At 59.8% G+C, this 15,161-nt stretch carries 14 protein-coding genes; 8 read left to right on the top strand and 6 right to left on the bottom strand.

Annotated elements, in window-relative coordinates; genetic code table 11:
* The first annotated feature begins 20 nt into the window (after positions 1-20).
* The 4 genes from H096_RS11950 (at position 21) to H096_RS11935 (ending at position 4,088) form a co-directional block, all read left to right on the top strand.
* Positions 21-341, top strand: a complete 321-nt coding sequence (locus H096_RS11950) for a hypothetical protein (RefSeq protein ID WP_033898402.1) — start codon at positions 21-23, stop codon at positions 339-341.
* Between the two features lie 82 nt (positions 342-423).
* Positions 424-2,124, top strand: a complete 1,701-nt coding sequence (gene acpA / locus H096_RS11945; RefSeq protein ID WP_033898401.1) for an acid phosphatase — start codon at positions 424-426, stop codon at positions 2,122-2,124.
* Between the two features lie 122 nt (positions 2,125-2,246).
* Positions 2,247-3,416 (top strand): hypothetical protein, encoded by a 1,170-nt coding sequence (locus H096_RS11940; protein WP_033898400.1) that lies wholly within the window; start codon positions 2,247-2,249, stop codon positions 3,414-3,416.
* A gap of 147 nt (positions 3,417-3,563) precedes the next feature.
* Positions 3,564-4,088, top strand: coding sequence for a hypothetical protein (locus H096_RS11935; protein WP_033898398.1), 525 nt, complete (start codon positions 3,564-3,566; stop codon positions 4,086-4,088).
* Here H096_RS11935 and can read toward each other — a convergent pair.
* On the bottom strand, positions 4,085-4,729 hold the full coding sequence (gene can, locus H096_RS11930; RefSeq protein WP_003188288.1) for a carbonate dehydratase: 645 nt from the start codon (positions 4,727-4,729) through the stop codon (positions 4,085-4,087). The two genes, H096_RS11935 and can, sit on opposite strands and share 4 nt — an antisense overlap.
* Before the next feature lie 154 nt (positions 4,730-4,883).
* On the opposite strand from can, the gene H096_RS11925 reads away from it, so the two are divergent.
* Positions 4,884-5,186 (top strand): hypothetical protein, encoded by a 303-nt coding sequence (locus H096_RS11925; protein WP_033898397.1) that lies wholly within the window; start codon positions 4,884-4,886, stop codon positions 5,184-5,186.
* 11 nt (positions 5,187-5,197) lie between these two features.
* Here H096_RS11925 and rimI read toward each other — a convergent pair whose 3' ends face one another.
* Positions 5,198-5,650 (bottom strand): ribosomal protein S18-alanine N-acetyltransferase, encoded by a 453-nt coding sequence (rimI, locus tag H096_RS11920; RefSeq protein WP_005784514.1) that lies wholly within the window; start codon positions 5,648-5,650, stop codon positions 5,198-5,200.
* Positions 5,643-6,389, bottom strand: a complete 747-nt coding sequence (locus tag H096_RS11915; RefSeq protein ID WP_051422010.1) for a hypothetical protein — start codon at positions 6,387-6,389, stop codon at positions 5,643-5,645. The genes rimI and H096_RS11915 overlap by 8 nt, the downstream gene beginning before the upstream one ends.
* 187 nt (positions 6,390-6,576) lie before the next feature.
* On the opposite strand from H096_RS11915, the gene mksB reads away from it, so the two are divergent.
* The 3 genes from mksB to mksF are packed head-to-tail and all read left to right on the top strand — an operon-like array spanning position 6,577 to position 11,388.
* A complete protein-coding gene (gene mksB, locus H096_RS11910) occupies positions 6,577-7,854 on the top strand; it encodes an Mks condensin complex protein MksB (protein ID WP_033898394.1) in 1,278 nt (425 codons plus the stop codon).
* Positions 7,844-8,551: an Mks condensin complex protein MksE gene (gene mksE / locus H096_RS11905; protein WP_012722059.1), complete on the top strand. Its 708-nt coding sequence runs from the start codon at positions 7,844-7,846 to the stop codon at positions 8,549-8,551. Before mksB ends, mksE begins: the two co-directional genes overlap by 11 nt.
* On the top strand, positions 8,548-11,388 hold the full coding sequence (gene mksF, locus H096_RS11900) for an Mks condensin complex protein MksF (protein WP_033898391.1): 2,841 nt from the start codon (positions 8,548-8,550) through the stop codon (positions 11,386-11,388). Before mksE ends, mksF begins: the two co-directional genes overlap by 4 nt.
* Before the next feature lie 61 nt (positions 11,389-11,449).
* On the opposite strand, the gene H096_RS11895 is transcribed toward mksF, so the two are convergent.
* The 3 genes from H096_RS11895 to H096_RS11885 are packed head-to-tail and all read right to left on the bottom strand — an operon-like array spanning position 11,450 to position 15,015.
* Positions 11,450-13,753 (bottom strand): MlaD family protein, encoded by a 2,304-nt coding sequence (locus H096_RS11895; protein ID WP_033898390.1) that lies wholly within the window; start codon positions 13,751-13,753, stop codon positions 11,450-11,452.
* Entirely contained in the window at positions 13,746-14,369 is a 624-nt protein-coding gene (locus tag H096_RS11890; protein ID WP_033898388.1) for a paraquat-inducible protein A, read from the bottom strand. Before H096_RS11890 ends, H096_RS11895 begins: the two co-directional genes overlap by 8 nt.
* Positions 14,356-15,015, bottom strand: a complete 660-nt coding sequence (locus H096_RS11885; protein WP_033898387.1) for a paraquat-inducible protein A — start codon at positions 15,013-15,015, stop codon at positions 14,356-14,358. The genes H096_RS11890 and H096_RS11885 overlap by 14 nt, the downstream gene beginning before the upstream one ends.
* Positions 15,016-15,161: the final 146 nt, after the last annotated feature.

Here is a 15,161-nt window from a genome sequence, read left to right as displayed (position 1 = left end):
CTGAAACCAAGGAAAATCCGATGACGCCCCTCTCCAAATCACTGGAAGAACTAATCACTGATATCTACAAGGACGATAACGTTTCGGTCACTGAATACCGAATCTTGCGCGACGACGCCGACCGCCGCATGGCCGCCGTGATCAAGGAATTCGGCCTGCATAACAACATCACCGCGTTCCAGAAATCGATCGACGTGGCGATGCAGCTGTTGCAGACCAGTGTCATCGATGCAAAGAAGCCCAAGCTGACCGACACCGGCGAGGCCATCGTCAAGGATGCGGTGACGGCCCAGGTCGAGTACTTGCGCGCGGGCAGCCAGCTGGCACTGCGCCTGCTGTGAAATCAGTGTCTTCGTTCCGTCACATTGCATTGCTACCGTCCTGCGAAATATCTTGCAACATCTCGCCAAGGACTCCCCCGCAATGAGTGACGAGCACGAAGACCGCCCTTCTCCTGATTCCGCCGCCCAACCACCGGTCGACACCAGCCGCCGGCGTTTCCTGGGGGGCGCGGCGGTGTTAGGGGTCGGCGCGACGTTGAGTGCCTGCGGCAACGCCGGCGAAGCACCAGGAAAACCGGTGTCCCGTCCGCTCACCCCACAAGAACTGGACAAGGCACTGCACGACCAGGTGAAAACCGTGGTGGTGATTTATGCCGAGAACCGCAGCTTCAATAACCTGTTTGCAGATTTCCCTGGTGTGGAGAAGCCGCTATCGGCGCTGTCCGCCGCCGATACCCAACAACGCGACCGCGACGGTAGCCTGCTGACTACCCTGCCACCGGCCTGGGGTGGCGTGCTGCAAGTCGGGCCGCAATCGGTGGACGGGGTGACCTACCCCAGTGAAGTGCAATTCCAGGAAAACCTGCCCAACGCGCCGTTCGCGCTCAAGGGCCCGAATGCTGAAGACCTGCCCCTGAGCCTGGTCACCCGCGACTTGTGGCACGTGTTCTACCAGAACCAGATGCAGATCAACGGCGGTAAAAATGACAATTTCGTCGCCTGGGCCGATTCGGGTGGCCTGGTGATGGGTCACTACGCCCAGAGCCGTTATTCCCTGCGCCTGTGGGACGTGGCCAAGGAGTTCGTGCTCTGCGACAACTTCTTCCAGGGTGCGTTTGGTGGCTCGTTCCTCAACCACCAGTACCTGATCAGCGCCACCGCGCCGTTTTATCCGAATGCTGCGCAATCGGTGGCCAAGGCGCAGATCGCCACGCTGCAAAGCGATGACCCCACCGACCCGCGCCTCAAGCCGCTGGACAAGTCGCCAGCCAGCGCCATGACCGGCCCACCGCAGTTTGGTCCCAGCGCGTTGACCCCAGACGGTTACGGCGTGAATACCCTGGCCCCGCCCTACTGGCCGACCTGGATCCGCGATCCGGAAAACCCGGATTACTCTAAACCCGACCTGCCCAATGTGCTGGTGCCGCAAACCCACGAACATATTGGTGACAAGCTGTCGAAAAAGAATGTCGACTGGGCCTGGTATGCCGGTGCGTGGCAAGCCACCCTGGATCAGTTCAAGGATTCGGGCGGCATCCCGAAGATCCCTAACTTCCAGTATCACCACCAGCCATTCAACTACTTCAAGCAGCAGGGTCCGGAGAATCGCGTCGAGCGTGACAAGCGTCTGCGCGATGGCGGCCTGGGTGACGAGTCCAGCACCAACAAGTTCTTTGCTGACGCGCAGGCCGGCAAACTGCCCGCCGTGACCTTCTACAAGCCTCAGGGCAACCTGAACATGCACGCGGGCTATGCCGACGTGGCCTCGGGCGACCGCCATATCGCCCGCGCCCTGAAGGTGCTGCAAGAGAGCCCGCAGTGGAAAAACATGGTGGTCGTGGTGACCGTCGATGAAAACGGCGGCTGGTGGGACCCTGTGGCACCGCTCAAGGGCGACCGTTGGGGCCCTGGCACGCGGATCCCGGCCATTGTGGTGTCGCCGTTCGCACGTAAGGGCACCGTTGACCATACGGTTTATGACACGGCGTCGATCCTGCGCTTGATCACCCGCGTATTCCAGCTGGAGACCTTGGACGGCCTCAAGCAACGCGATGACGCGATGACCGCCCGTGGCCAGAAGCCCATGGGCGACTTGAGCAACGCGTTGCAGTTCAGCCTGTAGGTTTTCTTATCCAATAGCGACACACCTGGCGATTTAGCACGCGGTTTTCCTGGTCAACCGCTACTGTGTGGAGGTGGGCTTTCACCCCGCGCAGACGGGCTTTCGCTGACAAGGAAACAACAATGTTTAAACCGACCAGGTTGTCCTTCACCCTGGCCGCACTGATGGCGAGTGCGGTCGTACAGGCCGACATCGAGGTGCCATTGGGGAGTACGCAACGCGTGACCCAACTGTTCGCCTTCCCCAACAATTGCAATGTGATCTGCTTTCGGCCATGGACGCTGGAACAGACTGCCGAGCATTACTTGAACCAGAGCCTGCAACGGGATGGCTACAGCCGCGCAAAAGTCAGCGTCAAGACCCATGACGGGCAGGTGTCAGCGACCTTCAGCGGTGTGCCTGACAATTACGGCCAACCCCTGACCACGCTGCTCAATACCGCCGACCTGGCCTACCAAGGCGCCAACAAACTCAACACTGACGGCAAATGGGCCTACAACTGGTACCTGTTCCTGCCGTTGGGCATGGCCCTGGAAAACCGCAAGAGCATCGAACTGCTGCACTTCCCTCCGGATTATTCGCTGACCCAGGCCCAGGATTACCTGGAATCGGCCACCACCGACCGCTGGGCCACGTTGCTCACGGATAACGGCATCCCGGCCACCGAAACGCCGGCTTACCAGACCATCATCGATATTGCGCCTATCGCCGCGCCTTCCAACGCGGGCAAGGACCTGGAAACCGTCTACAGCTACTTCACCGATTACCAGACGCGCATGGTCCAGGAACTGAGCCTGTCCGCCAAAGGCGCATTGCCGATGGTGGCATTTGGCGCACCGGTACGCAGCTGGATCAAGCAGCAGTATGGGCAGACCGTGAACGTGCTGAGCCTGGCACAGATCAGCCCGACGCCGGGCGAAAGCGTGTCAGTGCTGGGCGCCAATCACCCGAGTTATATCTGGTATGCCGCGAGCCCCGACACCTACGATGGCAACGAGCAGAAAGCCGATGAGGCCGGCTTGAAGGTGATGGGTCAGGATCTGAGCGCCGCCTGCTGGCAGGCCGGAATGGGTCAGAAACCCGCGAGTGATCCGAACGTGTTGCTCAAGGCGTGCATGAATACCTGGCAGGTCACGCGCAAGGAGCAGACGTGTGAATTGTTCTACACCTCGGTGCGCCATATGACCTCGGTGGATGCCAATGCCAAGTGCGCTACACCCGCCATCAAAGGCCAGTTGAAACAGCTGAAAAACGCCGCCCCAGCCCCCGCCATCACAGCGCCTGCGCTGTAAATCGCACAAAAAACGACCGATTTCTACTGTCAACATTGACAGTAGAAATCGGATCCACGTTCAGCGAGTCTTGAACCGCGCCCATCCGCTGCAAGACTGGTAGTCAGACACCACCCGCAGGTCGATGCAGCCTAGCCAAGGAGAGTTATGAAAACTCAGGCCATGGACAAGGCTAAAACTGCTGTGAGTGACTGCCTTTACCCTTTCGCGAACCTATCTCCTGCAAGCGGCTACCCCTCAAGCCGCGAGTTTCAAGTGGTTAACAACCGAGAAGGTGAGTCCATAGGGATCAAGGCCCGCGTCAATTTTGACAGTCAGACGTGTATTGCCAGGTTATCCGGCTATGCGTTGAGTGAACTGGGGCAACATGCGTTCCAGATTTCTTCGCGCATTTACCTGTATGACCGATGGTTCATGAGCCTGATTCGTCACTCGTGCGCTCCCAATACGTGTGCCGACACGGACTACCTGGAGCTGTGGACGGTGGCGAAAGTCACCGCCGGCAGCTGGATCACACTCGACTTCACGTTGACGTTCGACAGCTTGCACCGCCAATTTTCTTGCCATTGCGGCGCCCCTCATTGCAGAGGCTGGATCAAAGGAGGGAAGCAACAAATCAACACAGAGGGGCTGCGCTTCCTGGAACAGAAGCGCAGCCACGACGGCCCTTAGGCCTCACCCAACGGACGCAGGCGATACTGCGGCGGCAATTGCTCGAAGCCACTGATCGTGGTGTTCAAGCTCTTCCAGCGTCCATCCTTGATGCCGTAGATGCAGCCATGGATCGACAGGCTCTGCCCCCGGTGCCAGGCGTTTTGCACAATGCTGGTGTGGCCGACGTTGGCCACTTGCTGGATCACGTTCAGCTCGCACATACGGTCGACGCGCTCTTCTTCAGTTGGCAACTGGGCCAGCACGTCACGGTTTTCGTAATAGAGGTCACGAATGGTGCGCAGCCAGCCGTCGATCAGGCCGAACTGACGGTCCTGCATCGAGGCGCGCACGCCGCCGCAGCCGTAGTGGCCGGTAACGAGGATGTGTTTGACCTTGAGCACGTCCACTGCGTACTGGATAACCGACAGGCAATTGAGGTCGGTGTGCAGCACTACGTTGGCCACGTTGCGGTGCACGAACAAATCCCCCGGCAGCATGCCGACGATCTCGTTGGCCGGCACACGGGCGTCGGAACAGCCGATCCACAGGTATTCCGGAGTTTGCTGGCGGGCGAGCTTGGCGAAGAATTCGGGATCTTCCTGTTTGATCGCGTCCGCCCAGCGTTCATTGTTATCAAGCAGGTCTTGTAGTTCGTTCATCAGGGAAAGCCTCAGGAATGATGCGCAGTTTTGTGACTGACAACCCCACGTCCAGGTCACGCCCTGCCGGTGAATAACAAGCATGAATTAGCTTGAATCTTTGGACCGCGCAGCCTGTCCACACACTATAAGCCCCACAGTATGAGGATAGGCCATGACTGAATCACGACGTCCCTACGGCGCTACGCAGCCCGAACCCATTGATGACAATGAAGATCGCATGGGTTCGATGCGCGAGCTAGATTTTGACCAAGATGAACCCTCGGCGCAGACCGGTGATGATTTAACCCCGGAAACCTTGATCCCTGAGGATGGGGCACGAGATGCCAGGGAGGAAGGCGAAGACAATCCGGCGGATTACGACCTGAGTATCGTGGACGAGGACGAGATTGGCGGCGGGAATGGCCTGGATGAGGCTGAATTGGCGAAGCGGGATCCGCTGGACGGAAACCGCTAGGTCAGGCGCGGTCAGTCGACCAGGGTACAGGCCATGACGACCGCATCTTCGCGGCCACCCACGGCGGGGTAATAATCCCGCCGACGGCCGATTTCGTTGAAGCCATAACGCTCATACAGGCGGAAAGCGCCGGTGTTACTGTCGCGCACTTCCAGGAAGCACTCACGCGCACTGGCGGCGTAGGCGCGGGACATCAGGTGCTCCAGCAGCGCCAGGCCAAGGCCGCGTCCCTGGTTTTCCGGTTTGACGGTGATGTTCAGCAGGTGGGCCTCGTCGAGGATGATCTGCACCACACCATGCCCTACTTGCTGCTCGCCTTCGAACATCAGCCAGATCTGGTACTTGCCCAACCCGTCGAGAAAGATCCCGCGGGTCCAGGGGTGGCTGAACGCCGCGTATTCGATTTTCAGCACGGCGTCGAGGTCAGCCTCGGTCATCGGGCGAAAGGATAAAGCCTCACTCATCGGTTGTTTTCCAGCGCGCCATCAGCCGGCGCATGGCTTGCCAGACATCAGCCTTACGCTGTGGCTCTTCCATTAATAATTCCAGGCCCGGCAGGGCCCATACCGAACCCAGGCCTTCGACCTGCAGTTCGCGGTACCAGGCTTCGGCATTGGCTTCGCCTGCAAAGCGCACAGCGGGAAGGCCAATCAGCCACAGGCACACGCAGGGTTCGTCTTCCAGGCGCGCAGACACAAAACCTTGCACAAAATCCCGCGCGGCTTCCGGGCCCTGGTCCATGTTGCCGCGCACCAGCAGCGGCCAGCGCACCGGGTCGCCGACGATTTGCGGGCTGTCGGGCAGGCCGGCGGCGCGCAGCATGTCCTTGAGCAGCATGTAGGCGGGGTCGCGGGTCTGGAAACGTTCGCCGGTGGGCAACTCGACCAGCAACAGGCAGCGGCCGGCTCGCAGCAACTGCAGGGCGAAACGCGGCGGCGGCACCACCGGGGCCTTGACCACCGGGGCCGCCTCTTCCACGACTTTGGCCGCTTTAGTCACCGGCGACGGGCGCGGTACTTCGACCTTGGCCCGTTCGACGACCGGGCGCGCTTCAGGCGCAGGCTTGACCACCGCCACTGGCGCGGCCGCCTCCTCGCCGGACGACTCGAACGTCTCATAGGGCTCAAGCGCCTGCAACAGCTCGGGCCGCGACGGCGCGGCAAACGGCAGTTCGGTGCGGGGCAGCCAGTTGACCACCTGCATGGCGGTCAAGTAAGCGCGACGTCGGGACTCGATAAGCACAGCTCGGCCACTTGTGGATAACTAAAGAGCGGGGATTCTACCGCTGTTCGGCAACAATCGCCCACTGCGCACTGACCGGCTGTGGATAAATCCCGCGTCCGATGCAGTACAATCGCGACTTTTAATCGCCAACCAGCCGGCCATTCCGATGATCGAACCCAAGCGCGTCTTGCGCGCCCTCGCCGAACACTGGGCCCTGCTTGAGCCACTGTGCGAACACTTCGACCAAGGCACCTTGAGCCTTGGCGAGTTGCGCGCGCAACTGGCGGCCCAACAACTGGACAGCACGCCGCAGGACATTACCAGCCTGTTGGACGTGTGGATTCGCCTGGATATCCTGGTGCCTGTCGCCAAAAGCCCGAACCGTTTCGAGCTCAACGCACAGATCCACGACTTCCTGGCCTATCTTCGCAAGGAGCACCGGCTTGGCCTGTGCCTGGAAATCGAAGCCTACCTGCGCCATCTCGAGCGCCTGGCGGGTTATATCCAGGACGCCTTCGACATCCGTGATGGCCACGACCTCGCCCGCCAACTGCGCCTGCTCGATATGCGCGTGCGGGACGTGCTGAAAAAACTCGCCAACGACGAACAGGCCCTCGCCGCCGTGGCCGACCGGGCCAAGACCAGCGACCGGCAGATCCCGTTGCGCCAGCGTTACGCCGAAGTCCTGGCGACCTGGGACGAGTACGTCGAACCGATGATCCAACTGGTGAACGCCGATGGCGCCTTCGAACAAGGCGTGCGCAAGGTGGAAAATGTGCTGCTGCGCATGCTCACCGAGCAACAGCGCCTCGGCCATTTGGTTGACGATGACATGCTGCTGCGCACCCATGCGCGCATCCTCGAAATGCAGACCAGCGCCCAGCTGACCTTGCGTCATGCCCGCGAACTGCTGCTGCCGCTGCGTGAAGAAGCACGGCGGCACAACGCCGTGACCCGTGGCGCGGCGCTGGCCCTGTCGGCCATCCGCCGTAAAGGGCTGGACGCGGTGCCACAGGCCGCGATGCCGATGTTTACCCGCCCGCAAAGCACCTTCCTCGGCAGTGCCAGCCAAGTGGAAGCCTATGTCTACGCCCTGGCGAATTTCGAGCCGAAACCGGCAAAATTCCCCAAGGCGCACAAATCCCACAAGGGCGACGCCCAGCGCGCACCGCGTACGGTCAAGGAAATGCTCGAACGCTGCGAAGACGCGCTGCCGATGCCAGACCTGATGACCTGGCTGCTGGAGCAGGAACCGGACGGCGCCACCGACGAATTGCTGTACTGGTTCTCGCGCCTGTCCCGCGAAAAACGCTTCAAGCGCGAACGCCTGGAACGCCGCGAGTACCACACCACCGAGCACCAGGTCAGCCTGCGCTCCTTCGCCCTGCTCCCGGTCGGTTCCGACGCCGCCGAGCACTCTGCGAGTACACCCCATGCATCTTGATCTATCCGAACTGTCCCAGCTGGCGCCGATCTTTCGCGAGCTGTTCAAGGGTTACCACGTCAGCCGCCGCGACCCGGAGCTGTACGCGCAACTGTCGAACTTCCAGGACCAGTACCGCACGCTATTCAAGGCCCTGGGCTTTGAACTGGTGTGCGATACGCGGGGTTTCTACTACTTCGTGCCGGACTCCGCCATCGCCAGTGCGCAGGTGAACAAGACCGCCCAGCGCCTGGCGTTGTTCACCTTCATCATCGTCGAGCATTTGGCCGACCAGGGCCGCGACCCGATTGCCGTGCTCGATGGTGGCAGCCTGGGCCGTGATGAACTGCCGTCGCTGCTGGAGAAGTACCGCGACCTGTTTATCCAGGCCGAAGTGCAGACCCAGGAAGAACTCGAAGAAAAAATCATGCGCCGCATGACACAGCTGGGTTTTGCCAGCGAAGACAACGGCATCTATCGCTTCCTGCCGCCGATGCACCGCTTCCTTGATGTGTGCCTGTCGGTGCAGCAAGACCGTGACCTGGCGGCCAGCGTCCACAGCGTGTTGCCACTGCCGGCACCGGTGATCATCGATGAAGACAGCGATGAGAAATTGCTGAAAACCGATGACCCACTGGACTTGAGTGACTTTGCCGACGAAAGCGAAGAAGACGCCCTGGCCCGCGCCATTGCCGAAGAACAGGAGACCGACGCATGAGTAAGGAACGCTACGGCATCCGCCGCTTCGCCCTATTGAATACCGCAGGTTACAGCCTGGGTTTGTTCCCGCTGGAAGAGCCGCTGTCGGTGTATGGCGCGAACAACCTGGGCAAATCCGCGTCGATCAACGCCTTGCAGTTCCCGATCCTGGCACGCATGTCGGACATGAGTTTCGGCAAGTACACCCTGGAGCAATCGCGGCGCTTCTACTTTGCCACCGACACCAGCTACATCCTGGTGGAAGTCTCCCTGCCCCACGGCCCGCATGTGATCGGCGTGGTCGGGCGTGGCCCGGGCGGTGGTTTCGGTCACCAGTTCTTTGCCTATGCGGGCAAGCTGGACCTGGCTCACTACCAGAAGAACGACACCTGCCTGCGTCAGAAAGAACTGTTCACCAACCTTGAGCGCGAAGGCCTGAAAGCCTACGAACTCAAGCCGGATGAACTGCGTCGCTTGCTGGTAGGCGGCCACACGTCGATCCCGCTGGACCTCACACTGATTCCGCTGCGTTCTACCAGTGAGCAGAGCCTGAAGACCTTCCGCGCGCTGTTTATAAACCTGCTGCATATGCGCGAAATCACCGCGGCCAAGCTCAAGCAACTGTTCCTGGATGCCTTCGAACATAGCTTGCGCTCCGGTAGCGTAGATTACATTGCGGCGTGCGAAGAAGCCTTCCGTGATGTGCGACGCATGGAACAGGACTACAACTCGCTGGTCGCCGCCGGCCCATTGGTTGAAGCCCTGTCCAATGGCGTTCGCCAGCGCGACGTGTTGCGCGGCAAGTTGCATCGCCTGTCGCCGTTGCTCGATTCGCTGCTGGGCACTTGGTCGGACTACGCCAGTGCGCGCAAGGAAGAACTGACCATCCAGGCCGAGCATTACCGCAACGAGCAAGACGCGCTGCAGAACGACCAACGCGGCGGCACCCAGGAGTTGATGCGCCTGGAGCGGGAAATCAGCGGAATTCAGCGTTGGTTGGGCGAGCTGTCGGTACTCAAGCACCGTTTTGCGTTGGTGGATGACGTGAAGGTGCTGGAGCAACAGCTGTTGGCAGCCAAGGATGCTCACGATGAACTGGCGGGCGCATTGGCGCAGTCGCGACAGTTCAGCGCCGAGGATTTGGACGAGCGTCTGCGTGATTTGGAAAAGCGCTTGAAGTCGGTCAAGCAGCAACTCGACCACGCCGACAACAACAGCTACGCGAAACTGCGGGAAGAATTCTCACAGCCGGATGTCGAGCGTCTGATGCGCCTGTTCAACAGTTCGTTGTTCAGCCTGCCATTGGGCGCGCATGGCATCACGCTGGACGAGGATGGCCTGTGGGTTAAATCCCTGGAGCAGATCCTCGATGGCTTCAAGGGCGAGCGTTTTGAGGTGCCGGGGCTGTCCATCGACATCTCCCACATCGAACCGCCTGCGTTGCAAGCCTTGGCAGACCGCGCGGCGTTGCGCGACCAGAAAGAACGCCTGGAGAAAGAACTCAAGCAGCTGAAAACCCAGCAGGCTGTCGCGTCTGATCGCGCTGCGAGCAAGACCCAGACCGAAGCGTTGTACCAGCAGGTGCTGGATGCGCAAAAAGCCCTGGAAGACTTCCGCCGTGCGCAAACCCTGAGCGCAGAAGAAGGCGAAAAGCTGGAAAACCTGGCGCAGATGGAAGCAGCGCAGGACGAGTTGAAGCGCTCCAGCGATGCGTTCACCGAGCGCGTTCAGCAACTCTCGGCCAAGCTGCAACTGGTGGGCCGTCAGATTGGCGACATGGAAGCCAAGCAGCGCACTCTGGATGACGCGTTGCGCCGTCGCCAGTTGCTGCCGGCAGACTTGCCGTTCGGCACGCCGTTCATGGACCCGGTCGACGACTCCATGGACAACCTGCTGCCACTGCTCAATGACTATCAGGACAGTTGGCAAGGCCTGTTGCGCGCTGATGGCCAGATCGAGGCGCTGTATGCCCAGGTACGTCTCAAGGGCGTGGCCAAGTTCGACAGCGAGGATGACGTTGAGCGTCGCCTGCAGTTGCTGATCAACGCCTATGCACACCGTACTGATGAAGCCCTGACGTTGGGCAAGGCACGCCGTGCGGCGGTCACCGACATTGCGCGGACCCTGCGCAATATCCGCAGCGATTACGACAGCCTTGAGCACCAGTTGGCGTTGTTCAACCGCGAGATCAACAAACGCCAGGTCTCCAACCTGCAAAGCTTCCGCATCGTGCTGGCGCCGAACAAGGAAGCGCTCAAGCATATCGACCAGATCATCCACAGTGCCGGCCGGTATGAAGAAGGCGAGACGCTGTCGGTGTTCGACCTGAGCCAAAGCGCCGAGCAGGACAACAAGAACGAAGAAGCCAAGGAATACCTGGCGCGCCTGGTGGCCGCCAACCATAACCAGTTGGGCCTCAAGGACTTGTTCGAGTTGGCGTTCGAGATCACCAAGGTACACGGCCAGCCGGTGATTCACACCGACATCGATGGCGCGGCGTCCAACGGCACCACCATGACCATCAAGGCGTTGACCAACATGTACTTGTTGCTGCACTTGATGGACCGCGACCAGGCCGGGCGCGTGCGTCTACCGTACTACCTCGACGAGGCGGCGGACATCGACGAGAAAAACCAGGCGGCGCTGCTGGAAACCAGCTTGCAGCTGGGCTTCGTGCCGATTCTGGCCAGTGTAAAGCCGCAGGTGTCGGCGCAGGTGGCAATCGACCTGGAAGGCGGCAGCGGGCCGAACGGGATCTATATCGATGAGGCGGACTGGAAGTACATCCGTCGCCATGATGTGGTGAAGGCGACGATGAATGTACAGGCGAACGAGCCGGAGCTGGATGAAGTCTGATTTGATTCGCTGAAATGCAAAAGGCCGCGATCTTCTGGATCGCGGCCTTTTTTATGAGCGCTTATTTGCCGAGTGGAATTTTAGGCGCCCAGGTCAGCCATTCATCTTCGAACTTGTCGAACAGCGGGAAGGTTTGTTGTGGGCGGGCGGCGTTGCCCATGCGTTCGCCGTCGGGTGTGGCGAAGGCGATGCCGCCGGCAACCAGGGTTTCCAGGGACTCCGTGCGTACGGTGGCACCTTTGAACAGACCGAAGTCGAGGCCAAAGCCGCTGGTGTTCCAGAAGCGACTGCCGCCACGTACCAGGGGAGCGTACTTAGGTTCGATCAGGATATGGATCAGTACGCGGTCTGCGGTCTGGCCCAACTCGTAGCCGGTGACCTTGCCCACGGTGACTTCACGGTAAGTGACCGGTACACCTTCCTTCAGCGAACCACGGCGTGCGGCGCTGAGGGTCAGGCTCAGGCCAGCTTCCTGATGCACAGCTTCAGGCGGCTGGTCCAACGCGACGAAGCTCTTTTGCGGGCCGGCGTTTTTCGCAGCCGGTTGCACTTCGATGTATTGCCCGGTGACCAGGGTTTCCAGGTTGGAGGTTTTCATCAGGCCCAGCTCAGGCTTGACCACCCAGAACTGGCTGCCGACGCGTGCAATGCGGTCCGCCACTTGGTTGATACGTGCGCTGAGCAGTACCGACTGCATGTCGGCGCTGAGATCAACACTTTCAATCTTGCCCACGTCCAGGCCTTTGAAACGCACGGGTGTGCCAGGACGCAGGCCGTCGGCACGGTCGACCTTGATGGTCACCAAGGTGCCGTGTTGATTGGCGGCCTCGCGGTCGGCAAATAGACGGAAACGCGGAATACGCTTTTTCAACGGGACATTCGGTTCCGGGGTTTCGAAGGCGATCCCGCCGGCCATCAGGCTGGCCAGCGACTCACTCTTGACCTGAATACCACCGGTGAGGCCACCGGTCAGGGTGACGCCGCTGGCATTCCAGAAGCGCGTCGAGCCGTTGACCAGGTTCTCGTATTCCTTCTCGATGTGGACGCCGATCACCAGTTGCTTGTTCTTGCGCGAAAACTGGTAGCTCTGCACCGAGCCGACCTTGACCTGTTTGTAGAGGATCGGGCTGCCGACATCCAGGGAGCCGAGGTTGTCAGTGAACAACACCATGTGCAGGCCAGGGGAACGCAGATCCAACGGCGGCGCCTTGGCACGAGCGACATACTCCCTTTGTGGAGGGGTGCCTTTGTCGCCTGGGCGGATGGCGATGTAGTTACCCTTGACCAAGGCTTCAAGCCCGGTGATACCGGCCAGGGAGATAGACGGTTTGACGACCCAGAATTGAGTGTCCTGTACCAAATAGTCTTCGGCCAAAGGATCGAGCGTCAGTTCTGCGTTGGCACTGGAAAGGTCAGGGTTGATCTTCAGGGTTTTCAGGCTGCCGACTTGAATGCCTTTGTACATGACTGGCGTACGCCCCGCCTGCAGGCCTTCGAAATCGGTGAGCTTGACCTTGACCCTGATGCCGGCCGCGGCCGCATCGAAATCTTCGTACAGGCGGAAGGGCAGGCTCGGATCAGTCGGCGGACTGTCCTTGCGGTTCTCCGGCGTGGCAAAAGCGATGCCGCCAGCGACGATGCTGGAGAGTGATTCACTGCGGACTTTCACACCGGAAAGATTGGCGTCGATGCTGATGCCGCTGGCGTTCCAGAAACGCGTGTGTTTGCGCACCAGGCTGGCGTAGGTCGGTTCGATATAGACCTTGATCTCGACAGTACTCTGGTCCTCGGAGAGCAGGTAGCTTTTGACCTGGCCGACCTGGATCTGCTTGTAGAACACCGGGCTGCCACGGTTGAGGGAGCCAAGGCGGTCGGCCTTGACGGTCAGGTGCAGGCCGGGCTTGGCATCGGACAAAGGCGGCTCTTCAGAGAGCGCTTTGAATTTGCGTGTGGGCTCACCATCGCCTGGGCTGGCAGCAATGTAGTTACCTGATACCAAGGTTTCCAGGCCGGTGATACCGGCGAGGGTGACGCTCGGTTTGACCAGCCAGAAGCGCGTATTGGTCTTGAGGTACTGGTCGACGTCCTTGTTCATCTCGATGGTGGCGATCACCCCGCGATTGTTGCCCTCATCATCCAGGGCCAGGGCCTTGACCTTACCTACCGGCATACCTTTGTAAACCACTTCGGTCTTGTTGACCTGAATGCCTTCACCGCTTTCAAAGCGCACCTGGATATCGATGCCCTGTTGGGAATAGGCACGCCATCCCAGCCATCCACCGATGATCAGGGCAATCAGGGGCAGCACCCAAATAGCCGACCAGTTGGACGCTGGGCGGGTTTTAGCTTTAGGCAAATCACTCATGGTCGTCGTCCGACTCCGTGTTATCCCAAATCAGTCGGGGATCGAAAGTTACTGCGGCAAGCATCGTCAAGATCACCACACTGGCGAACGCTGCAGCACCGAGATTGGCCTCGACACTGGCAAGTCGCCCAAAGTTTACAACCGCCACCAGGATGGCGATCACGAAGATATCCAACATGGACCAGCGGCCAATGAATTCGATAAAGCGGTACATCACGATGCGTTGTTGCGCGGACAGCGGTTGGCGACGCTGCACCGAGAACAGTAGCAGACCTATGCCGACCAGCTTGAACGTGGGCACCAGGATACTGGCAATGAACACCACAGCGGCGATGGGGAACATGCCATGCTGCACCAGTTGGATCACACCGGCCATGATGGTACTGGGATCGCCCTGACCAAGGGAATTGATGGTCATGATCGGCAACAAATTGGCGGGAATGTACAAGATGGCCGCCGTGATCAGCAGCGCCCATGTGCGGGCAAGGCTGTTGGGGCGACGAGCATGGATCAGCGCACCGCAACGCGTGCAAATTTGCTCGTCGCTGTCGGCGTCTTGTTTGTTCAACTCATGGCATTCGGTACAAATCAGAATGCCTGCATCAATCGCCCGCATGTTCATCCTCTCCTGACAACGCTTGCCAGATCTGGTGGGGCGACATCACCACCTCAAGCAACACCTGAACCATTAACAAGCTGACAAAGCAGACAAGACCGAGGCCTACCGTGATGGCGGCCATATCGGCGAGCTTAACGATCGCCACCAGGACGCCCATCAGATAGACCTCCAACATCCCCCAGTCTTTCATGTGATGGTAAATACGGTACAACAGCAGTCCATAACTACGGCCGATATTCCAGCGAATACTGAGCAACACTGCCAACTGGCAAAGCAGCTTGAGCAAGGGAATCCCCATGCTGCACAGGAAGACGACAGCGGCGACGCCTTGCATGCCGGTATCGAACAGGGCGACGACGCCGCTCCACACGGTGTCTTCAGAGGACTGCCCAAGTAGATTGAGCTGCATGATCGGCAGAAAGTTCGCGGGGATGTACAACAGCAACGCCGCCAGCACCAGGGCGAGACTTCGCTCAACGACGTTGTGGCGGTGAGCGTACAGCTCGTAACCGCAACGCGGGCATTGGGCTTTTTCGCCGAGGGCGAGCACTGGTTTGCGCATCAGCAAGTCGCACTCATGGCATGCCACCAGGTCGTCCAGTGGTAAATCCGATACCTCTAGGGCATCAACCGGATCGGGCATAAGTAGGGCTCGGACTCTAAAAAAGGTTAGGTGCCTATTCTAGTGGTCTGGTTCAGAAATAACTGTGCAAATTTGTCGGGAGGTTCGCGGCGCTGAAGTTTTCGACCGCCCAAAACAAAACCCCATCTGCTTTCGCAAATGGGGTT

This window comes from Pseudomonas sp. FH1 (assembly GCF_000510895.2).
Lineage (GTDB): Bacteria > Pseudomonadota > Gammaproteobacteria > Pseudomonadales > Pseudomonadaceae > Aquipseudomonas > Aquipseudomonas azotoformans_A.
Note: the sequence above shows the minus strand (reverse complement) of the source record. Positions and strands in the feature narration are given on the sequence as shown.